Raw genomic sequence first — 21,528 nt, 5'->3', positions numbered from 1 at the left:
TAAATAGATTAATAGAGTATGCTGTATAGGATTTTTAAAATCTTATATCATCCTGCCGAGATGACAGAGTGGCTAATGTGACCGCCTGCAGAGCGGTTTTCCGGGAGTTCGAATCTCTCTCTCGGCATTTTATTTATTAGGTGTTTACTGTGGTGCTCAGAGTTTACAATACATTAACAAGGGAAAATGAGGATTTTGTCCCTTTAAATGGCAAGATAGTAAATATGTACGTGTGCGGACCCACTGTTTACGACCACTGTCATCTGGGACATGCCAGAAGTTATGTTTCTTTTGATGTTATCAGACGCTACCTGATATACCGGGGATATGACGTGAATTATGTGTCCAATATCACTGATGTTGATGATAAGGTGATAGACAGGGCAAAGGAAAGCGGAGAGGATGCCTTCGAACTTTCGAGAAAGTTCACTGCATCTTTTGAAGAGGATATGAAGGCCCTTGGAGTCATGGAACCTGATACACGTCCTAAAGTTACAGAACATATAGAAGATATCATTGATACCGTTGCCCGACTTATAAAAAATGGCGCTGCTTATGCAACCCAAAAAGGAAACGTGTACTATGACCTTGAAAGGTCTGCGGACAGAATAGGAATACTTAGTCACCAGACCGTTGAAGGTTTAATGGAAGGTTCCGGGTGCCGGATCGATGTAGAGGACGACAAAAGGTATCAGCTTGATTTTGTACTCTGGAAAAGCTCTCCTGACAATGAACCGGGCTGGGACAGTCCATGGGGAAGAGGTAGACCGGGGTGGCATATCGAATGTTCTGTCATGTCCATGAAATATTGCTCACAGCAACTGGATATTCACGGCGGAGGAATGGACCTGATATTTCCGCACCATGAAGCCGAGATACACCAGTCCGAAAGCTGTACAGGAATTCATCCTTTCAGTAAGTACTGGATACACAATGGTTTTCTTACTATTGATAAGGAAAAAATGTCAAAGTCCCTTGGTAACTTCTTTACCATAAAAGAAGTACTTGCTAAATTTCCTCCCGGAACTATCAGGTTCTTCATAGTCTACACTCACTACAGGAGTACTATTGACTTTAGCGAGGATGCGCTTGTGGAAGCAGGAAGAGCAAGAAAGAGATTATTGAACACAATCTCTAACGTAAAACATTCTGTTTCGGAAGCACCGGATAATAACAATGACTGTGGACTTTCAGAACTGATAGATGAAAGCAGGTCTGCTTTTATTGATGCGATGGATGATGACTTCAATACCAGGAAAGCAATAGGCGAGCTTTTTGTTTTCAGCCGCAAGATCAATTCCATAATCGCAAATGAAAAACCCGGAAGGCCCTCTCTTGAAAAGGTACTGGATCTCTATTCGGAGATAAACGAAGTTCTTGGAATCTTTGAAGATGATGATAAGGCAAATTCAGAAGAACTAAGCAACGGAATATCAGATGAGAAGATCAATGAACTGATAGAACTCAGGGATAAAGCACGTGCTGAAAAGGACTGGGCAAAAGCTGATTCAATACGTGATGAACTTAAAGAGAAAGGCATCATTATAGAGGATGGCAAGGAAGGTGTCAGGTGGAGAAGAGAAAACTGAACAAAAAACAGAAAAATGCCAAACACCTAATCATTATAATCCTTGTCGGATTGTGACACGCTCTTGAGTCTGTTCACACCATCTATCTCATCGATGACATCAATAACAGCCCTGGGGACAAGGGATTTCCAATCCTCATCTTTTAGCATTCTTTTTCGAATCTCACTACCGGAATAACCCTCTCTCTGATACATTGGAGGTTGCTCCACCGGAATACCGGATTCCTGAAAAAGACGTACAACAAGCGGATTGTTAGAATAGACCACATCAAAAGGTGGTGTCATAGAAATAATATGGGAGACCCACACAGCGTTTCTTTGCAGATCTTCCAGAGGAATCGCGTAATGTTTAATTCCAGCATCCTCAAGGGCATGCTTGATCATCATTACGCGCTCACCTGCGGTAAATGGGTTCTTAGGCTCGTGGCTTTTCTGGGCACTGCCTATACCAATTACTACTTCGTTCACATCCTGGGCAATATCTTTAATTAAAGAGTAGTGTCCGAGATGAAATGGTTGAAAGCGTCCAATGTAGAACGCTCTTCTCATATGCATATTTGATAAACCATCAGTGAATGCCACATTCATCAAATGAGAATTTCTCACAGACTTCAAGGTAGTGGCCTGAGTTGTTATCGTGTTTCATCTGGGCAAGTTTCTTGATCAGGTCCATTCCTGGTTTTGGATCTTCCATGATCTCGACCTTATCCTTGATAAGCTCGAACATCTTCTTGCCTACATCAGTTCTTATTAGCACACAGTTCCAGCCATCAGGTGTACCAACTGACCCAAGTGATATATCAGCAGATACTGATGTATAGTCACAACAGTGGTGGCATGGGTTTCTTGCGTGGTGAGCAACTTCAGGAATCTTTACACTGTGAGCTTCGCCGTCCTTTGTGTAGTTCCAGAACTTACCTTTTCCGAAGTCCATCTTAACAACATCATCAAGGTTGAGTCCCATAATTTCAGGAACTATCTTCTCAGTCATTACATCGTGATAGAAACTTTCCATGCACAGAAGACCAAGGATTACAACGATCTTATCATTGTTGTTCTCAAATAGGAGACGTGCGCCGTGCGCCTGGCAGGGTACGCCAATTACACCTATTTTATCGTATTTCTCAAAAGGTTCCCTGAGTGCTGAAAGTACGGAATCATAGGTATACTTTGTACCTGTTGTCCTGTCAACATCTTCCGGCTTGGTCATAAGTATAAGTTCAGTATCCCATAAACCATCTCTGGCGATACCAACGATGCAATCTACCGTGCCGGTTTCCAGCAGAGCCTTTGCAAGAATAGAAGTTACACCACCGTCCTGGCCGTGTATGGTGCTCTTTGCTCCAAAGAACTCTTTTACATTTGCAAATTCGTCTTCTACATATCCGTCAATCACCGGACAAAGCCTTCCACATGTGAGACAGTGCTCACATACATCAGGTGCTGCGCCTTTGACGTAGTATTCTAAATTATCAGGGTCACGGACTTCTGCATGCTTGTTCATAACAATAGCACCAGCAGGACATGCTGAAACGCATGCCCCACAAGCAGTACAGGTGTCGTGCTCAATGACCTCTAATATTTTTGGATGGGCCATTAAATGCCTCCGACGTTCTTTTCTTGTTTATCCAATGATTTCTTTACCGATGAGCTTGATAGCCTTCTCTTTGTTTGGTCCGATTGGGGAACCAGCAACGATCTGGGTTACACCGATATCAAGAAGCTCGTTGATCCTTGCCTTACAGTCTTCTGGTGTACCACTGATAGAGAATGCGTCCATCATGTCATTTGTGACCATGCCGCCCATGAGTGCACCGAAGTCACCCTTTGCGATTGCTCCGCCGATGTCAGACTTTGCTGAGACATCGATTCCGTGACGCTCAAGTACCATGTCAGGTGAACCTGCAACGATGAATGCAACTACGATCTGTGCTGCGCTCTTTGCCTTTGCAGCGTCCTTGTCAATTGAGAAACATGCGTATGCTGCTACGTCAACTTCCTTAGGGTCGCGGCCTGCCTTCTTTGCGCCTGCTGCGATCTGCTGTACAGCTACTTCAAAGTCCTTTGGGTGTGATGCATTGATAAGTACACCGTCTGATACCTCTCCTGCGAGCTCGAGCATCTTTGGACCCTGTGCACCCATGTAGATAGGTACGTTTCCAGCCTTGAATGCCATCTTAGCGCCGCCGAACTTAACCATGTCGCCGTCCATAGTTACTTTCTCACCAGCGATGAAGCTGCGGATTGCCTGGATGCTTTCCTTTGTTGTGGTGAGTGGCTTGTCCCATGCAATACCCATTGCATCAAAGGTTGCCTTGTCTCCTGGACCGAGACCGAGAATTGCACGGCCGCCTGATATCTCATTGAGTGAAGCGATGCTTGATGCGGTAATAGCTGCATTTCTTGTGTATGGGTTTGTTACACCTGTTCCGAGCTTGATACTGTTTGTGTTCATTGCAAGCACGGTTAAGGTAGAATAGACATCACGGTTGTTGTAGTGGTCTGTGATCCATACGTTGTCAAAGCCCTGCTGTTCAGCAAGTTTTGCATAGTGAGCTATTTTTAAAACCGGGTCGCTTGGTACAAATTCAATTCCAAATGTCATTTGAATCCTCCTGTAAAGTGTGTTCCTATTCAGGTATCTATACATATTTAAAACTTTGTTGGTTTGATTTTGGCAAATAGTATAGACAAATACCCAAAAGAGTAGGAGCAATATTCAATTCCAGGTAAAAATAATTTGTCATAAATATTAGATTTATAGAGTACTGCAGGACAGGAACACCTGATAAAAAAAGAAGCTGTATTTACCGTTACAGATATATTCAGTAAACGTTAGAAGATTTATTATTCATATCTGCGGGGGAATATCGGTAGATACACCTGTATATACCAATATCATGCAAGTTATTATTCGCATCTGCAGAAATGACGAACAGAAAGATTTGCGAACAAACAACATATTGACAGAGTGATCGTCATGAAATGCTTTGAATGTGCAAAAAATGGAAAAGATAGTGACACAGTTGCTGTCTGTATAATCTGCGGGAGAGGAGTTTGCAAGGACCACCTTGTAAGAGAAGAAACACCTGTATGGGAGGGTGAATACAGCATTAAGCTGAAATGTGGAATGGGAATTTCCTGTGACTACAAGGATGTACAGCACTGGAAGAAAGTGCTTTGTATGCCATGTCATGAAGCCCTGAAGGAGAACTACTAGGTGATATCATGATGAAATGTTATGACTGCATGGAAGATGGAAAAGATACAGAAGCAACATCAATCTGCATTGCCTGTGGAAAAGGTATATGTAACGATCACTGTAAGGAACTTGAACTTCCTGTATCCGTTGGACAACCACCTAATGTACAGAGACTGCCAAAGGGACTGCCAAGAATTCTTTGCAAATACTGTTTTGATCAGACAATTGAAGACGGATTCGATTAATCGGGATGGGAACATCCCTGATTTTATATCATAAAAAGAAGAAAGGAGTAGAGAAAATGTGCGGAGAAAGAGGTAAAGAATGCGGACACAGAGAGATAATTGATGATATGTCCGACAAGCTGGGATTCACACCACAGATATTAGAAACGTTAGGGGAACTTGAACCTGAATTTGTACACAAATATAACATGTGTAACCACAAACTGCTTAAAGATGGTGCACTCCCTGCAAAGACAAAGATACTCATAGCACTTGCAGTAGTCGCATCCAAACAGTGTGAACGCTGTGTAGTATCACAGATGAAGAGTGCGCTTAAAAGCGGTGCAACAAAGGAAGAGATCATGGAAGTAATGGATGTCATTTTCATCACATCCGGAGCTCCTGCTGTTGCTGCATGCAGAGATGCACTGAAGCAGCTTAAGTAATCAAAAGAATATAAGGGATTTATCCCTTTTACATCAATTTTGCCTTTACACCGGTTTGGGTAAACCGGTGTCCAGGTACACTAAGAAACATAAGTATGATGTAGAGGAGAGGACATGAGGGGAACCGTTGTAAAGCTTGGTCTGGTCCTGGCAGCAATGCTTTTACTACTTAGCACAGGAAGCATTGCAACTGCAACACCGGCAACACAAGCTGGGGAATACAGCTCGGACGATTTTGCCTATGAAAGTAAATGCAGGCAATGCCATGCTATAATTTATGCTGAATGGGAAGGAACAATGCACTTTAATGCATACCTGGACCCATTTTATCTTGAAGAGGTAAAGATAGCAAGTGAAGACACAAATGGCTCGCTGGATGAGTTCTGTTCACGCTGTCACACACCAATAGGGGTTGTTAGCGGAGAGATCCCACCAATAGATGGTTCCGAAATGTCTGATATTGCCAAACTTGGAGTACAGTGTGATTTCTGTCACGTAGTATCTGGAAGTAATGGTACAGGTAATGCACCATTTACAGTAACTCCTGGTAATACCAAATGGGGACCATTCGATGACGCCAGAGGTAATTACCATGAATCCGAATACCTCAAGCTTTTTACTCAGTCAGAATACTGCGGAATGTGCCATCAGGTTATCAACCCTGTAAACGGGCTTGTTATTGATGATACATACTCGACCTGGAAAGAAAGCCAGTATGCCGAAGAGGACGTTGTATGTCAGGACTGTCACATGACAGAAGGTATTACCGAATTCAAGGCTAATCCCGGACGTGCCGGTTCAGGTGCTCCTAAAAGAGATCATATTCCATTACATGACATTGTTGGTGGAAATACTTTGATACCACCAATGTTTGGTGCTGAGAGCGTAGCTGATATGGCAGTTGAAAGGCTTCAAAAGGCCACCACAATGGAATTATCAGCACCGGAAGTTGCATCTTCAGGGGATGAGGTCCTAATTGATGTATCCATTACAAACTCCGGTGCCGGACACAATATCCCTACGGGAGTTTCTGAAATAAGGGAGATGTGGCTGGAAGTTGTAGTCACCGACGTGAACGGAAACACTATTTACAATGCAGGAAGCGTTGATACTGATGGTAACATCATAGATGCGAAAATGTTGTACAATAATGTCCTTGCAGATGCAGATGGTGAAGAAACAAAGAGTTTCTGGCTTGCAGAAAGTATTCTTGAGGACAACAGGATAGGTCCAAAAGAAACTGTAACAGAAGAGCACTCATTTGTTATGCCTGAAAATGCAGCATATCCCCTTACAATACAGAGTACCCTGAAATACAGGTCAGCTCCACAGGATATGATCGATCATCTACTTGGTGAAGAAACAATGGTTCCGGTTGTTGATATGAACAAAATGTCTGTGATCATTTACGACCCATCAACACCTGCAGATGAAAGAACCCAGCCAGAACCAGGTAGTGCAAGCACACCTGGATTTAGTGCACTTGCTGCTGCAATGGTTCTTGGAATCACGATGTACATCTTAAAAAGAAAATAATGGAGGAAAAATAAATGCCACCAGAAGTCGATTTAGCTAAATGTGAAGGAATAGGAGCCTGTGCTCAGGCATGCCCAACAGACGTTATTGAAGTACAGGAAGACGCAAACGGAGATCTCAAATCTGTTATCGCACGTCCTGATGACTGCGTTGAATGTGGTAACTGTGTTGATGCCTGTCCACAGGAAGCAATAACACTGGAATAAACAAGAATGGAGTGCCACCATGTCCGACGACAGAAGCATTCGCCTGCTGGGCATCTCAGGTAGTCCCAGGAAGAAGTCCACAGACTACATTGTAAACGAAGCTCTCAGATACGCACAGGAAAAATACGATGCTGAGATAGAGTATTTCTCTGCCAGAGGTAAAGAGATGAAATTCTGCATCCATTGTGACTATTGTGTACGTAAGAAAGAGGGATGCATTCACAAAGATGATCTTGTGGAACTTTATGATAAGATGCTCTGGGCAGACGCATGGATAATTGGCACTCCTGTATACCAGGGTACATTAAGTGCCCAGACTAAAACTATCATGGACAGGTGTCGTGCAGTTGTTGCGCGCAATCCTAAATCCTTTATGAACAAGGTTGGTGCCGCCACCGCTGTTGGTGGAGACAGGATGGGGGGACAGGAACCGGCCATACAGAATATTCTCAATTTTTACGTCATCAGTGAGATGATACCTGTTGGAGGAGGGTCATTCGGATCTAACCTTGGAGGTACTTTCTGGTCACAGGACAGAGGCGCAGAAGGTGTTGCAGAAGACTCCGAAGGACTAAGGAGTCTGCACAGGACCATGAACAAACTCATGAAAACGGCCATAGCAACAAAAGAACTGCGTAAGGAGGAATAGATCTGGAATTTGAAGAACCTGTTACAGAGATCATAAGAAGGGCGTATAATGTAAAGAGTTTCAGGTTCAAAAGACCGGAAGATTTTGATTATAAGGCTGGACAGTATGTGATCATCAAGCTAACGGATGGAGAGAAAAAAAAGGGTAAGCCTTTTACACTCTCCAGCAGTCCCACTGAAAAAGATCACATCGAATTTACAAAAAAACTCACAGGACACGAGTTCTCAAACATTCTTGATTCCATGGTACCAGGAGACAAAGCAACTGTAAAAGGTCCATTTGGTAAGCTTACATTTGAAGGTGAACACGCTAAGATAGCACTTCTTAGTGGTGGCATTGGTATCACGCCAATGATCAGTATTTGCAAATACTGCACGGATATGAAACTCGATACGGATATCATGCTTATTTGCAGTGATAAGACCGAAGAGGACATGATATTCAAAGAAGAACTTGAGGAAATGGAGAAGCAGAATCCAAACCTTAAGGTATTCCATACACTCACCAGAGCCTCTGAAAACTGGACAGGATGCAGGGAGCGCATCTGTGAGAACCTTATACTCAGAGAATTACCGGATTATTCGGAAAGAACATTTTACGTATGCGGACCACCACCTATGGTCGATGCAATGGTGGAACTGCTTCAATCTATGAGAATACCCGATAGTGAGATCAACAAAGAATCACTGATAGGATACTAAGAAGTTAAAAGAAGGTACAGATCATGAAAAGGATAGCATGGGGAATTACAGGGTCAGGGGACCTTATAAAGGAAACATATGAGACAATGGTTGATATCAAGAACAAGACCGATATAGACATAATGGTTTTCCTTTCAAAAGAAGGAGAAACCGTTATGAAATGGTACCATATGTGGAATGATATCCAGAAGGATTTTCCTAATTTCAAGACAGAGGGCGGACCAAATTCACCGTTTATTGCAGGACCTCTTCAGGTTGGATACTATGACGCACTTATCATTGCCCCAACAACATCCAACAGTGTTGCAAAGATAGTATATGGTATCGCAGACACCCTGGTCACAAACGTTGTTGCACAGACCGCAAAGGGTAGCACACCTATCTACATACTGCCGGTTGACAGGGAAATTGGCACCGTGGAAACAGTATCTCCTGAAGGACGTGTAATGGAGCTTAAAATGCGTGAAGTGGATGTCACCAATACAAAGAAACTCGCCCAGATGGAAAATATTACAGTAATCAATAGTCCTGATGATATTTACGACCTGTTAGGTGTCAGCAAGGATTAAAAGAAAGTATAACCTTCACGAAGATATATGTCGGGAAGTTTGCCGATAATATCATTCATTTTTAAGACTGAGCGATAAGTGGCATAGGCTGCTACAAAACTATCAAGAGCATCACCGTCTTTGTTTCTGATGATCTTCTCTTTTATATCATCAGAAACGATCATCCCTTTCTCAATCAGTTTATCCAGGATGTGTTTTCTTTTTATCTCTTCTTTTTCTGTCCTTCCTTTGTATCCAATGTAGAGATCTTCACTTTTCAGAGTTGAAGCCGGACATATCTCCATGAGCCAGGGTTTTTCACACTCTGGTTCTTGCATGGGAACGGCACATGCTTTATCCTCTGTTACAAGGGGACGCAGAACATCATGGATCCCAAAATAAGTCTGCTTGTAAACCCAGAGATTGTAAATGCTAAATGGTGCTTTTACTTCAACGTCCGTAAGACGTTTCAGTTCTGTCTTACCACCCATTTGCTGCATCTTTTTACGAAAATCATCTGCTGACTCATATTCATCAGGAAACCCAGATACAAAAGAACACCAGTCTTTCCCGGACATTAATTTATGCGGAAGACTGAATGGAAAATCCATTCCAAAAACAGAATTATTGTTGGATAATATCAGATCACGTAAAGCAGAAAGACAGACATCGCGCTGTTTGCTATTATCAGGAACAACTTCAAAAATAGGATAGCATTGATGGATGTGAAGTATATTGTCACTGACAACGCCTTCACTTATCCATATCTTGCGACCTGCATCTTTTGCACCACTGAAATCAACACCAAATATCCGGCGTTCTTTTCCAGTGGCAGCAAAGTCCATAGATTTTACCTTATCTAGTTGTCGCGCTCACCTTTGATGAAAGCATCTGTCATCGCATGTGCCTCATCATCAGTGAACTGCTTTGGTGGGTGCTTCATGAAGTATGAAGATGGTGAGTAAAGAATTCCACCAATACCCCTGTCAAGTGCAAGTTTACAGCACCTGACCGCATCAATGACAACTCCGGCAGAGTTAGGAGAATCCTCTACTGAAAGACGAAGCTCGATATTCATCGGAACATCACCAAAGAGTTTACCTTCCATCCTCAGGAAACATAACTTGTTATCGTTCTGCCATGGAACATAGTCACTTGGACCGACATGGATATTGTCATCGTCCATTCTCTGACCGACCACAGACTGGACAGCTTCGGTTTTGGACTCCTTCTTGGAAGCAAGTCTGTTCCTGTTGAGCATATTCAGGAAGTCGGTATTTCCACCTGTGTTAAGCTGGTATGTTCTTTCCAGTTTCACACCACGTTTGCGGAAAAGATCCGCAAGGGTCCTGTGAGTAATTGTTGCACCGAGCTGTGCCTTTATGTCATCACCAATGATAGGAATACCCTTTTCCTCAAACTTAGCAGCCCACTCGGGATTGCTTACTATAAAAACAGGCATATTATTGATAAATGCAACTCCTGCCTCAAGGGCGCATTCCGCATAGAAGCGGGTCGCTTCCTCAGAACCTACGGGCATGTAGTTCAATAATATCTCTGCACCGGAATCCTGTAGCTCCTTTACTACCTGTTCTTTATCGCTCTCTTTATCAGATGAAGGAATAAAGCGCCTGTTATCACTGTAGTCAACCATATGTTCTGATACACCGTCAAGAATACAGCCCATTTTTACAATGGTACCCGTAGGAGGAATTTCCGGACAGAAAACCGCTGTACAATTAGGTGGGGCAAAAATCGCTTCTGAGATATCTTTGCCAACTTTTCTCTTATCTACATCAAAAGCAGCTACTACATCAATATCGAAAGGCTTGTAGCCACCGAGGTCCCAGTGCATTAACCCTATCGCATCTTCCTCATTCTTTTTTTTGTAATATTCAATGCCCTGAATAAGGGAACTTGCACAATTGCCTATACCTGCAATTGCGATTTTTATTTTGTCCATTCATCTACCTCTATGAAAATAATCTTATTCAAAATAAATAACAGATGGAATATAACCACATTAATGTATTGATACAAATAAAAAGTTTTCTAAACATGGAATGGTCGCCTATATCATATAAATATATAGCTAAACCCGGCAATTGCAGGCAACTAAGCTCGAAAGATATATTAAGCCAGAATTAAATAATATTTGATACAGTGGGTTTTATTTTTGTTCAGACAGAGAACGACAAATTTGTATTTTAGCAACATAAGTTCCTAAAGGAGATTCTAAAATGAAAGATATACTACATGAGATTGCAGAGGAGCTAGACCATCTTGAGTCACTTGACGAAGCTATTGCTCTTGCTATCGAACTTGAGGAAGAGGGTATGGCATATTACAGTGAAAAAGCATCTGTTATGAAGAACGCAACTGCAAGCAAATTGTACATTTTCCTTGCGGATGAAGAAAAAAAGCACGCAGGATATCTCCAGCAGTATAGGGAAAGTAAGAACGTACCAAAGGTTGAGTTCACGTATCCTAAATTTGAAGCATCTTTCAGTGAAGAATTCTCAGATGAAAAACTGGAAGAAATAGGAATACTGCTTGCAGCCCTCAGATTTGAGCACAAGAGTGAATATTTCTACATGGAGCTTGCCAAAAGGGCAGAGAGCGAAGAACAAAGAGTATTCTTTGAACAGGTTGCAGCTGCCGAGAGAGGACACTACATGATAATTGATGAACTGCTTGATGATGCGACCCAGTTCAGAATGCAGACGTAAAAAGGAGATGCAGTACAATGGACGATTACAAGCCACTTGAAATAGCAAAAGGGATCTACTGGGTAGGCGTGGTTGACTGGAATCTGCGTGACTTCCACGGATATGAGACACCAAAGGGAGGAAGCTACAATTCATACCTTGTGATCGATGAGAAAATAGCCCTCATTGACACAGTAAAAGCTCCGTTTGCCGGGGAGATGATCAAGCGTATCAGTCAGATAATCGATCCTTCAAAGATAGATTACATCATATCCAACCACGTTGAAATGGACCATTCCAGTTCAATCTCCGCAGTTCTGGAAGTCGCACCAAATGCAAAGGTCTTTGCATCATCAAAAGGGCAGACCGGTCTTTCAGAGTATTACAAGGAAGAAGGTTTTGATAACTGGGATCTGACTGTTGTAAAAACAGGTGATGAGTTAAGCCTTGGTAAAAGGACATTGATGTTCATTGAGGCAACAATGCTTCACTGGCCTGACAGCATGCAGACCTATGTGAAAGAAGACAAACTCCTTTTCTCAAATGACGCATTCGGACAACATGTTGCGACATCCAAACGCTTTGATGATGAAGTAGATGATGTAATGGAAGATGCGGGCATATACTATGCCAATATACTGTTGCCTTTTGGTTCTCAGGTCCTCAAATATATTGAGAAGCTCAAAGGACTGGAAGTACATCCTGAAATGATAGCTCCTGCACACGGAATCATCTGGAGGAAGGATGTTTCAAAGATTATGACACAATACCTGAAATGGGCAAACGGTGAAACTGTTCCAAAAGTAATCGTGATCTATGATACCATGTGGGGCAGCACTGAAAAAATGGCAATGGAAATTGTCGAAGGTGCGAGGTCAGCAGGAGTTGAAGTACGCCTGAGGCACCTGAGAAAGAACGACTGGAGCATGACAATGAAAGAACTCATGGATGCACCGGTGGTTGCCATAGGTTCACCCACAATGAATAATGGAATGTTCTTTACTATTGCCGGATTCCTGACATACCTTACAGGACTTCACCCAAAAGGTAAGAAATACTTCCTATTCGGTTCCTACGGATGGGGAGGCGGTGCAGTCAAAGGAATGGAAAAGATGATCGAAAGTGCAAAGTTCGAGCTTGCCATGGAAAGTATGCAAATAAAGTTCCGACCTTATGAAGAAGACAAAAAAGCCTGCCGGGAAATCGGTTACAGACTTGCCGAAATTGCAATGGAGAATGCAAACTCTTAAATTTATAGAGATGAATGTTTATTCCAACATATGAGAGTGTTACTATGAAATTCGAAAATGATCTAGAAGCAGAATTTTATGAAAGGTCCAAGAAAAATGCAGAAACAACCGGATACAAGCTCAATAGTGATTGGGATGTTATCACAACAGCAGTAAAAGGTATCTCCAACAACAAGAGAGAATACGGTGAATGGTACTGTTTCTGCCAGAAGAGAACAGGAGACAAAGAACAGGACAAGAAGATTATATGCCCATGCGCTGCAAGAACAAGAGATGTTGAAACCCGTGGTTCATGCAAGTGCGGACTTTACATAAAATAAATATCTTTTTTGCTTGACTGGGGCGGCTTTGCTCCAGAAAATTATTTTTCACCATTTCTTTCTGGAAGTGATTAATGATTAGTGTGAACTATCTAGTAGACAACAAATACTTAAATTATTGATGGAGATAATTATTCAGGCAATTCTCTAAAGGATTAGACCAAGATGTACAGGAGGGGTTGTTATCGGTCATGATACAAATTTTGGAAAAGCTGCTACTTACAGCAATTATGACAGAAAGGAAGACAAACTGGGAGAACTAAAAGAAACGGAGAACGCTGAACTGGAGTGTGCCCTAAAGCAAAAGGACATTCTTGAAATAATGGAGCTTCGTGTTAAAGCCCTTGAAATGCTCCTTGATAACTCAGGAATAATAGCATTCATACGCAAAGAAAATGGGAAAGTGGAATTTGTATCCTCATCAATTGAGGAATTTGGCTACAAAACTGAAGATCTTACTTCAGGAAAAGTGAACTTCAAAGAACTTATTCATCCTGATGACCTTGACAGAGTAGTTCTGGAACTGAAGGAAAATGCACTTGAAGGTGCTGGCAGCCTTTCACAGAAATACAGGATCAGGACTAAAAAAGAACATGTCAGAACCGTTGAGGAAAAAACCACATTCATACGTGATGAGAGTGGAAATGTAGCCTACATTGTAGGAATACTGAAAATTACTGAGAATTAAAACCTGAAATCTGGCGGATGATAACATATCCCATGTTTACACCATCAGTGAAACTTTTTATGACATACTTTTCAAGGAAGGAAAAACAATAGCATCCTGCCCGGGTGGAGCCATGCTGAATAGTTCTGTCTCTCTTGGAAGAACAGGAGTCCCGGTTTCATTTATCAGTGAGTTAGGACAGGACAATATAAGCAGCTTAATTACTGAATTTCTCCAGAAAAACGGAGTCTCAACGGATTATCTTTTTCTTTATAATGGCAAGTCACCTCTTTCACTTGCATTTCTGAATGAACGTAACGATGCATCATATGAGTTCTATGAAGATTTTCCTGAAAAGCGACTTGATATCGAGATACCGCAATTTGAACCAGGTGATATACTCATGTTTGGCTCAATTATGACATTAAAGCCGGAAATCAGAGCAGGACTGAAAAATATCCTCATTTCTGCAAAGGACACTGGTACCACACTGTATTATGACCCGAATTTCAGAGATTCTCTTTCGTCTTCACTTGAAGAAATCAAATCAATGATATCTGAGAACATAAAATTTGCAGATATCGTCAGAGCCTCAAATGAGGATATGAAAATGATAGCAGGATGCAATACTCCTGATGAAGCTTATGATTTTATCTGCGAAAAAGGATGTGACATACTTATTTACACCGCAAATTCCCGTGGAGTTTACCTGAGAACACCTTCTTATTCTAAGCAGTACACAGTTCCTGAAATCGAGACTGTAAGTACTGTTGGCGCAGGCGACACTTTCAACGCAGGTATCGCATACATGCTGCATCACAGGAAAATTACAGACCTTTACACTGTTTCTGAATCTGAATGGGATGAGATCATCAACAATGCAATTGAATTTGCAACACATGTGTGTATGAGCACTGATAATTATATATCATCCGATTTTGCAGACAGGTTAAAAAAGATACAGTGACAGATACGAATATATTATCTTATATCAAATTGGAATAAAGGGAGAAGCTAAGTGGGACAGGAAAATGATATCTCTGAAGAATTATTCGCCGAAATGAAAAGTTCCAGAGACGGACTTTCCGAACAGGAAGCACAGGAAAGACTGGCAATTTACGGAAAGAACGAACTTACCGAAAAGAAGAAAACAACGGCATTGAAAGTCCTTGCAGGACAGTTCGTAAACCTTATAGTATGGGTGCTCGCAGCCGCTGCTGTGATTTCTCTTGCAATTGGTGAGACCATTGATTTCTGGGTAATCATGTTCACAATTGCCGTTGTCATCATACTGGGATTCATTCAGGAGTACAGGGCTGAAAAGGCGATGGAAGCACTGAAAAGTATAGTGCAGCCCGAAACCACTGTGCTGAGAGATAAACGTCTTCTAAAGATACTTACAGTCAATGTTGTTCCAGGGGATATTCTTATTCTTGAGACGGGGGATAAAGTTCCTGCAGATGCTTTTGTATTAGAGGCAGTTGCCCTTAAGATCGATGAATCAGCCCTTACAGGAGAAAGCGTGCCGGTAGGTAAAACTGAAAATAATACAATTTTTGCCGGTACTCAGCTTGTTCATGGTAAATGTAAAGCTCTTGTCACAGCCATCGGAATGGAAACAAAGATAGGACAGATAGCAAGCCTCATCCAGACCAGGGATGAACATACCCCGCTTCAGGTAAAGATCACAAAACTCTCCCTTACACTTGCATTCCTTGCTGTTCTCGCTTCTGCAATTACATTTGCCATTGGGATCTACATAGGAGCACCATTCGGTGATATGCTCCTGATATCACTGGCTCTTGCTGTGGCTGCTGTGCCTGAAGGGCTGCCGCTCACACTTACAATAACCCTTGCATACGGCATGAAAAAAATGGCAGGACACAATGCCATTATTAGAAAAATGCTTGCTGTGGAGACACTTGGATCAACAACGATCATCTGTACGGACAAGACAGGTACACTCACCCGCAATGAGATGACAGTTGAAAAACTCTTTGTCAGCGAAACTGAAATCGATGTTACTGGTTCAGGATATATTCCCAAAGGAGAGTTCCTGAAACGTGGAAACAATATTGATGTAAAGAAAGACAATACTACCCTTAATTTACTCAGGGGAATTACTCTTTGTAACAATTCTGCCATTGAAAAGAAAGGGGAAAAATGGGAAGTTATCGGTGATCCCACTGAAATAGCTCTTACTGTTGCTGCTGCAAAGGTTGACCTGTGGAAGGATGAACTTGAAACAGATTACGAAACGACCGAGGAGATCGTGTTCACCTCGGAAAGAAAGATAATGACAACTATCCACAAGACAGATAGTGGATTTTTCTCATTTACAAAGGGCGCTCCTGAATTTGTCCTGCCGCAGTGCAGTTTTATAGAAAAGAATGGAGAACGTGTACCTCTCACGCAAAAGGACAGAAAGATCATACTGGATAAAAACCTGGAATTTGCAAGTTCTGCATATCGCGTACTGGCCGCAGCATGCAAGGAAGAGTCTGCCGGAGCTGACACTGATGAGTTTGAAAAGGACATGATATTCCTTGGACTTGTGGCAATGATAGACCCTCCTAGAGAAGAAGCAAAAGAAGCTGTTGCTATGTGCAGAAAAGCCGGTATCAAAGTGATAATGATAACCGGAGACAATCAGGAAACAGCAAAAGCTATCGGAAGAAATATCGGCCTTTTTGATGACAAAAATGGTTGTGGAGTCTATGAGGATGAGAAACTTCTTCGCATAGCAGAGGACTGCGCGGTCACAGGCGATGAACTTGAAGAACTCAACGATGAGGAATTTGACATCATTGTTGAGAACATAAATGTTTATGCCAGGACAATGCCAGAACAAAAGCTCAGGATCGTGAATGCCCTTCAGAAAAAAGGACATATAGTTGCCATGACCGGAGATGGTGTGAACGATGCACCAGCTCTTAAAAAAGCTGATATTGGCATTGCAATGGGAATCAAAGGAACTGACGTTGCAAAAGAATCCAGTGTCATGATACTCCAGGATGACAATTTTGCAACCATCGTGGAAGCTGTCCGTGGCGGCAGGACCATTTACAATAATATTGAGAAATTCATAACCTATCTGATCTCAAGGAATTTCATGCTGATAATACTGATCATGGCAGGAATCAGTCTCCTTGGATTTGATCTTATACCGCTCCTTGCATTGCAGATACTTTTCATCAACATGTTCAATGAGATAATGCCTGCCGTATCTCTTGGGCTTGATCCGGCAACTCCCGGCATAATGACAATTCCGCCGAGGGATCCTGATGATAATTTCCTTAAAAAGCGAAATCTTTTCCTGGTAATAACACTGGCATTTGCAATGGGAATTGCCTCATTCCTTGTGTTTGAAATGAGCGATCCGGTAGCTGACACAACCATGGCAAGAACACTGACATTTGCCACGGTTGTGAGCATGATCCTGTTCATACCGCTGGCTTTCAGATCTCTTGAAAAATCGGTATTCAGTATTGGGATCTTCAGTAACCACTTTATGATAACCGGAGTTACAGCTACGTTCTTTGCAACTATGTCAGTTATGTACATCCCAAAACTGAATGTTGCGTTCGGATTGATCCCGTTGTCACCTGCGGAGTGGATTATGCCTATTGCTGTGGCCTTTGTGACATTCCTCTTTGCAGAAGGGCTGAAATTGGTTATAGCAGCAGTCAGTAAAAAATAAGAGTGCGAGGACTATGGATATTTGAAACAATGTAAATCAGAAGACATTTTTGAATTTACCATTGTTTTGAATTATAATAATGTATATATATTTCTATGCCAATTACTAGCTGGTGATAGTTAATGGCACTCATTACATGGTCAGACAAATACAGTATTCAAATAAAAGAGATCGATGACCAGCATAAAGTCCTCGTGGGTATGATAAATGACCTTCATGATGCAATGAAGAACGCAAAAAGCAAAGAAGTCACTCTTGAGATCATAAATAAGATGGCAGAGTATACAAAATTCCATTTCACAACTGAAGAAAAGTATATGAAGCGCTTTGCTTACCCTGACTACGAAGAACACAAGCTGGAACATGAAAAGTTTGTAGAGAAAGTGCTCTCATTCAAGAAAGACTATGAGAACGAAAAAGCCGGTATCAGTTATGAGATCCTCAACTTCCTCAAAGACTGGCTTGTAGGTCACATACAGCTTACTGATAAGAAGTATGCATCTCTTTTCATAGAAAAAGGTCTGAAATAGACCTTTTTAAAATTTGTTTTTGATGGACTTTAGTCAAAACATATTAATTACTTAAACCTAATTAGTCAAGATATGACTGAGCAGGACATAAACATAATTCAGGAACCATACATTCTTCCGGACTCTACATCACTTGAAGTCCATGCTGTTATGAAAGAGAATGTAGACAATCTTGTATCTGTTTTCAAAGTACTGTCCGATCCTGTCAGAATTCGAATTCTCAAAGCGCTTCAGGTAACCGAGCTTTGTGTATGTGTGCTTGTTGAGATAACAGACTATAAACATTCAGCACTGTCATACCATCTGAAACTTCTTAAGGACGCAGACCTTGTGGATTCAAGACGAGATAAGAACTTCCAGATATACTATCTTACGGAGACCGGAGATAAATTATTGAGGAGCATTGACTCCTCATTCAAAAAAGGAATTTAATTGTGAAATTTATATTTTCTCAGCAGGAAGCGCTGTGTTAAGCTTGACATAATTGACACCTTTCAGTGCCATAGTCCTTTCTGCAACTGCTTTTACTTCCTCACCTTCACCATCAAGTATGATAACTTCAAGACAGTTGTCATGGTCAAGATGAATGTGGACGGAAGACTTTATAATATGAGAGTAATCATGCTGTATCTCGGTGAGAGCGCTTGAAAGGCCACGCTTGGTATGATCATAAATCAATGTGATAGTACCGACACGCCTTCCTTTAACGTCACTCATCCATTCGTAATGGGTAATATAGTTCCTGATAGAATCTCTGATACCTTCTGAACGGGATGAATATCCCCTTTGTTCAATGATAGAATCAAATTTAGTAAGAAGATTTTCGGGAAGCGATACCCCAATACGCATAAGTTCCTGTTCCATATGGTTCACCTATAAAATAATCAAACGCAATAAACAATGTAGTTATTAATACAGTACTATAATAACATTTAGTATGCATTTCTAGTACATAAATGATACATTAATTAAGACATAAATAATTATAGGACATCTATATAATAAATAATCAATAACAATACTGCTAAAAGGATGATGCAGATGAAAACAGAAGAATTATACTCAGGAAAAGCAAAGACCATATACAAAACAGAAGACCCTGAAAAGTTAATATCAGTGTTCAGAGACAGTCTTACTGCATTTGACGGTAAAAAGAAGAGTGAAGCTGAGAAAAAAGGTTATTACAACGCCCAGATCTCCAGAAAACTCTTTGAAATGCTCGAAGAAGAAGGAATTCCAACACACTACCTTGGTATGGAATCCGGCAATGAGATGCTTGTCCGTGCTGTAGAGATTATTCCAATTGAAGTGATCCCAAGAAATATTGCAGCAGGCTCTATTACCCGCAAATATCCAATTGAGGAAGGAACTGTTTTCAAGACACCTGTACTTGTCATGGATTACAAGAGCGATGAACACGGCGACCCTATGATGAATGAGGACATAGCTGTTGCAATGGGCATTGCTACTTATGAAGAGGTCGCACAGATACGTGAGATGGCTCTTAAGATCAATGAGATACTGAAGAGCTACCTTGATGAGAAAGGATTCCTGCTCCCTGACTTCAAACTTGAGTTTGGAAGAGTGGATGGCAAGATCGTTGTTGCCGATGAGATATCATGTGACACATGCCGCCTCTGGGACAAGAGCACAGGTAAGTCAATGGATAAGGATATTTTCCGCTTTGATAAAGGAGATCTTTCAAAAGCATACGAGGAAGTTGCAAAGCGTATCGTGCCAGAAATATTCGAATAAGAACGCTATCGTAATGAGGGGAAATGATGGAAGATTACGATGTGATAGTTGTAGGTGCCGGTATAAGTGGACTCTTATCCGCACTCACCCTATCTAAACACGGAAATAGAGTACTTGTTCTTGAAAAAAGTAAATTTGTTGGCGGTAACTGTAACAGCTACATAGTTGATGGTTTCCAGGTAGATACAGGTGCTCACGCCATCACACACCTTGAAGTCGGCCCTCTTAGAAGGCTTATGGATAACTATTTTGATTACCAGCCGGTCTTTGAAGAATATGGCAATTATTTTGTGAGAACAGAAGATAATTTCATGAAAGTACCTTCCAATGTGAAGGAATTTGTTACATTCGATGTTCTACCACGTAAAGACAGGATAATGCTCACACAGGCCATTACCAAGGCACTAACTCTTTCCACATTTGGAACTGACCTGTCCAAAGAGTCCGTATATGAATTTATGCCAACTAACCTGACAGCAGATACATATGATTTTATTGATACCATCTGCCATTTCCTTTCAGGCAAGGATATGAAACAGACTTCTGCCCAGAGGATTCTTACAGGAAGCAGTTTTGTAAGGGACAGTGTTCCAGAGGAACAGCTTGAAAGTATACTTAAGCACAACGAAAAAATAAGCCCTGAGCCAGTCCCTAAATCATTCCTGCCACCAAATGTTCATACATCCCTGCAGGCGAAACTTACCAAAGTATCCAATCCATTCACATCACTTGGAAGACTGGCCACCAATAAAGTGAACTATTCACAGGGTTATCCAAGAAAGGGATTGAAAGGAATACTTAACGCTGTTTTGTTCTCTCTGCCAAACACAGTGGAGATAAAGACCGGTTGTGAAGTAAAGAAGATAATCACTGAAAGAGGAAAAGTAGTCGGTGTTGAAGCTGATGAGGTATACAGGGCTGACAAAGTGATCTACACAGGATTTGTCACAGACCTGCCGAATATGATAGAAAGTCTTCCGAATGTCTATATTCAGGATCTCAAAAGAGTTGCACACACAAAGAGCCTGACCATATGGACAGGACTTGATTCTGTGATAGATGATTTCAATTATATCGGTTCTGAGATATGGTTCAAGGATTCACCATACTGGGCAATGCCAATAAGCAACTACGACACTTCACTGGCACCTAAAGGCAAACAGCTTGTAGGTTTTTCATTTATCCTCAAAGCTGATAGTAATGAAGATGTGCAGATCAAAAAGGCATATGACACAATATATAAGGCAATTCCGAAAATTGAGAATCACATTGAAATGACACACAACCAGATCACAATCCCTGAAAAGGCTGCAGTTACCATTGATGGGTATTTTGCCGATGTCAGAACGCCCATTAAGGGATTATATGCAGCAGGAACTGATACTGATAAAAGAAGTATGGGTGTAACACGTGCAGCTTATTCTGTTGTGGAATTGCTGAAAAAGATGAATGAAGACAGTTGTCTTCACAAATAACTAAAAATAATATAGGAGAAGGA

At 41.5% G+C, this 21,528-nt stretch carries 25 protein-coding genes and 1 tRNA gene; 20 read left to right on the top strand and 6 right to left on the bottom strand.

Annotated features, from left to right (window positions below; all coding sequences use genetic code 11):
* The first annotated feature begins 54 nt into the window (after window positions 1–54).
* Window positions 55–127, top strand: a tRNA-Cys gene (locus BLP52_RS03285).
* 22 nt (window positions 128–149) lie between these two features.
* Entirely contained in the window at window positions 150–1,589 is a 1,440-nt protein-coding gene (cysS, locus tag BLP52_RS03280) for a cysteine--tRNA ligase (protein ID WP_202905717.1), read from the top strand.
* Between the two features lie 26 nt (window positions 1,590–1,615).
* Here the strand turns inward: cysS and BLP52_RS03275 are convergent, their stop codons facing one another.
* The 3 genes from BLP52_RS03275 to mer are packed head-to-tail and all read right to left on the bottom strand — an operon-like array spanning window position 1,616 to window position 4,193.
* Window positions 1,616–2,143 carry a nicotinamide-nucleotide adenylyltransferase gene (locus BLP52_RS03275; protein ID WP_091709170.1) on the bottom strand — a complete coding sequence of 176 codons (528 nt, stop codon included), beginning with the start codon at window positions 2,141–2,143 and terminating at the stop codon, window positions 1,616–1,618.
* A gap of 13 nt (window positions 2,144–2,156) precedes the next feature.
* Window positions 2,157–3,185: a F420H2 dehydrogenase subunit FpoF gene (gene fpoF, locus BLP52_RS03270; RefSeq protein ID WP_091708674.1), complete on the bottom strand. Its 1,029-nt coding sequence runs from the start codon at window positions 3,183–3,185 to the stop codon at window positions 2,157–2,159.
* Between the two features lie 27 nt (window positions 3,186–3,212).
* Window positions 3,213–4,193 (bottom strand): 5,10-methylenetetrahydromethanopterin reductase, encoded by a 981-nt coding sequence (gene mer, locus BLP52_RS03265; protein WP_091708672.1) that lies wholly within the window; start codon window positions 4,191–4,193, stop codon window positions 3,213–3,215.
* Between the two features lie 375 nt (window positions 4,194–4,568).
* Here mer and BLP52_RS03260 point away from each other — a divergent pair, with 375 nt between their 5' ends.
* The 8 genes from BLP52_RS03260 to afpA all read left to right on the top strand — a co-directional run bounded on the left by BLP52_RS03260 (window position 4,569) and on the right by afpA (window position 9,121).
* Window positions 4,569–4,808, top strand: coding sequence for a DUF2180 family protein (locus tag BLP52_RS03260; RefSeq protein ID WP_091708670.1), 240 nt, complete (start codon window positions 4,569–4,571; stop codon window positions 4,806–4,808).
* 8 nt (window positions 4,809–4,816) lie between these two features.
* Window positions 4,817–5,035 carry a DUF2180 family protein gene (locus BLP52_RS03255; RefSeq protein ID WP_091708668.1) on the top strand — a complete coding sequence of 73 codons (219 nt, stop codon included), beginning with the start codon at window positions 4,817–4,819 and terminating at the stop codon, window positions 5,033–5,035.
* Window positions 5,036–5,091: 56 nt separating this feature from the next.
* Complete coding sequence (locus BLP52_RS03250; RefSeq protein WP_091709169.1) at window positions 5,092–5,460, top strand: carboxymuconolactone decarboxylase family protein; 369 nt, start codon at window positions 5,092–5,094, stop codon at window positions 5,458–5,460.
* 114 nt (window positions 5,461–5,574) lie between these two features.
* Entirely contained in the window at window positions 5,575–6,996 is a 1,422-nt protein-coding gene (locus tag BLP52_RS03245) for a cytochrome c family protein (protein ID WP_238380701.1), read from the top strand.
* A gap of 14 nt (window positions 6,997–7,010) precedes the next feature.
* Entirely contained in the window at window positions 7,011–7,202 is a 192-nt protein-coding gene (locus BLP52_RS03240) for a 4Fe-4S dicluster domain-containing protein (RefSeq protein WP_091708665.1), read from the top strand.
* A 19-nt stretch (window positions 7,203–7,221) separates the two neighbouring features.
* The gene (locus BLP52_RS03235; protein WP_091708663.1) at window positions 7,222–7,851 is read left to right on the top strand and encodes a flavodoxin family protein; all 630 of its coding nucleotides are present in this window, start codon (window positions 7,222–7,224) and stop codon (window positions 7,849–7,851) included.
* On the top strand, window positions 7,848–8,552 hold the full coding sequence (locus BLP52_RS03230) for a ferredoxin--NADP reductase (RefSeq protein WP_338011368.1): 705 nt from the start codon (window positions 7,848–7,850) through the stop codon (window positions 8,550–8,552). Before BLP52_RS03235 ends, BLP52_RS03230 begins: the two co-directional genes overlap by 4 nt.
* A 23-nt stretch (window positions 8,553–8,575) precedes the next feature.
* Window positions 8,576–9,121 carry an archaeoflavoprotein AfpA gene (afpA, locus tag BLP52_RS03225; protein ID WP_091708660.1) on the top strand — a complete coding sequence of 182 codons (546 nt, stop codon included), beginning with the start codon at window positions 8,576–8,578 and terminating at the stop codon, window positions 9,119–9,121.
* On the opposite strand, the gene BLP52_RS03220 is transcribed toward afpA, so the two are convergent.
* Both BLP52_RS03220 and BLP52_RS03215 read right to left on the bottom strand, forming a co-directional pair.
* Window positions 9,118–9,945 carry a hypothetical protein gene (locus BLP52_RS03220; RefSeq protein ID WP_091708658.1) on the bottom strand — a complete coding sequence of 276 codons (828 nt, stop codon included), beginning with the start codon at window positions 9,943–9,945 and terminating at the stop codon, window positions 9,118–9,120. The two genes, afpA and BLP52_RS03220, sit on opposite strands and share 4 nt — an antisense overlap.
* A gap of 14 nt (window positions 9,946–9,959) precedes the next feature.
* Window positions 9,960–11,063, bottom strand: a complete 1,104-nt coding sequence (locus BLP52_RS03215; RefSeq protein ID WP_091708657.1) for an inositol-3-phosphate synthase — start codon at window positions 11,061–11,063, stop codon at window positions 9,960–9,962.
* Between the two features lie 277 nt (window positions 11,064–11,340).
* Between BLP52_RS03215 and BLP52_RS03210 the strand changes: the two genes are divergently transcribed.
* The 8 genes from BLP52_RS03210 (at window position 11,341) to BLP52_RS03175 (ending at window position 18,707) form a co-directional block, all read left to right on the top strand.
* Window positions 11,341–11,829, top strand: a complete 489-nt coding sequence (locus BLP52_RS03210) for a ferritin family protein (RefSeq protein WP_091708655.1) — start codon at window positions 11,341–11,343, stop codon at window positions 11,827–11,829.
* A gap of 17 nt (window positions 11,830–11,846) precedes the next feature.
* Complete coding sequence (locus BLP52_RS03205; RefSeq protein WP_091708653.1) at window positions 11,847–13,058, top strand: FprA family A-type flavoprotein; 1,212 nt, start codon at window positions 11,847–11,849, stop codon at window positions 13,056–13,058.
* 44 nt (window positions 13,059–13,102) lie between these two features.
* A complete protein-coding gene (locus tag BLP52_RS03200; protein WP_091709164.1) occupies window positions 13,103–13,378 on the top strand; it encodes a ferredoxin-thioredoxin reductase catalytic domain-containing protein in 276 nt (91 codons plus the stop codon).
* Window positions 13,379–13,700: 322 nt separating this feature from the next.
* On the top strand, window positions 13,701–14,066 hold the full coding sequence (locus BLP52_RS03195; protein WP_091708652.1) for a PAS domain-containing protein: 366 nt from the start codon (window positions 13,701–13,703) through the stop codon (window positions 14,064–14,066).
* Window positions 14,067–14,076: 10 nt separating this feature from the next.
* Entirely contained in the window at window positions 14,077–15,012 is a 936-nt protein-coding gene (locus BLP52_RS03190; RefSeq protein WP_338011367.1) for a PfkB family carbohydrate kinase, read from the top strand.
* Between the two features lie 51 nt (window positions 15,013–15,063).
* Window positions 15,064–17,745 carry a cation-translocating P-type ATPase gene (locus BLP52_RS03185; RefSeq protein ID WP_091708648.1) on the top strand — a complete coding sequence of 894 codons (2,682 nt, stop codon included), beginning with the start codon at window positions 15,064–15,066 and terminating at the stop codon, window positions 17,743–17,745.
* A gap of 122 nt (window positions 17,746–17,867) precedes the next feature.
* Window positions 17,868–18,275, top strand: coding sequence for a bacteriohemerythrin (locus tag BLP52_RS03180; RefSeq protein ID WP_091708646.1), 408 nt, complete (start codon window positions 17,868–17,870; stop codon window positions 18,273–18,275).
* 72 nt (window positions 18,276–18,347) lie between these two features.
* Entirely contained in the window at window positions 18,348–18,707 is a 360-nt protein-coding gene (locus tag BLP52_RS03175; RefSeq protein WP_091708644.1) for an ArsR/SmtB family transcription factor, read from the top strand.
* A 9-nt stretch (window positions 18,708–18,716) separates the two neighbouring features.
* Here BLP52_RS03175 and nikR read toward each other — a convergent pair whose 3' ends face one another.
* On the bottom strand, window positions 18,717–19,139 hold the full coding sequence (nikR, locus tag BLP52_RS03170) for a nickel-responsive transcriptional regulator NikR (RefSeq protein WP_023844892.1): 423 nt from the start codon (window positions 19,137–19,139) through the stop codon (window positions 18,717–18,719).
* A gap of 177 nt (window positions 19,140–19,316) precedes the next feature.
* Here nikR and purC point away from each other — a divergent pair, with 177 nt between their 5' ends.
* Together purC and BLP52_RS03160 are read left to right on the top strand one after the other, a co-directional pair.
* Window positions 19,317–20,030, top strand: a complete 714-nt coding sequence (purC, locus tag BLP52_RS03165; protein ID WP_091709162.1) for a phosphoribosylaminoimidazolesuccinocarboxamide synthase — start codon at window positions 19,317–19,319, stop codon at window positions 20,028–20,030.
* 26 nt (window positions 20,031–20,056) lie between these two features.
* Window positions 20,057–21,505 carry a phytoene desaturase family protein gene (locus BLP52_RS03160; protein ID WP_091708642.1) on the top strand — a complete coding sequence of 483 codons (1,449 nt, stop codon included), beginning with the start codon at window positions 20,057–20,059 and terminating at the stop codon, window positions 21,503–21,505.
* Window positions 21,506–21,528 lie beyond the last annotated feature (23 nt).

The organism is Methanolobus vulcani (genome assembly GCF_900100715.1).
Lineage (GTDB): Archaea > Halobacteriota > Methanosarcinia > Methanosarcinales > Methanosarcinaceae > Methanolobus > Methanolobus vulcani.
Note: the sequence above shows the minus strand (reverse complement) of the source record. Positions and strands in the feature narration are given on the sequence as shown.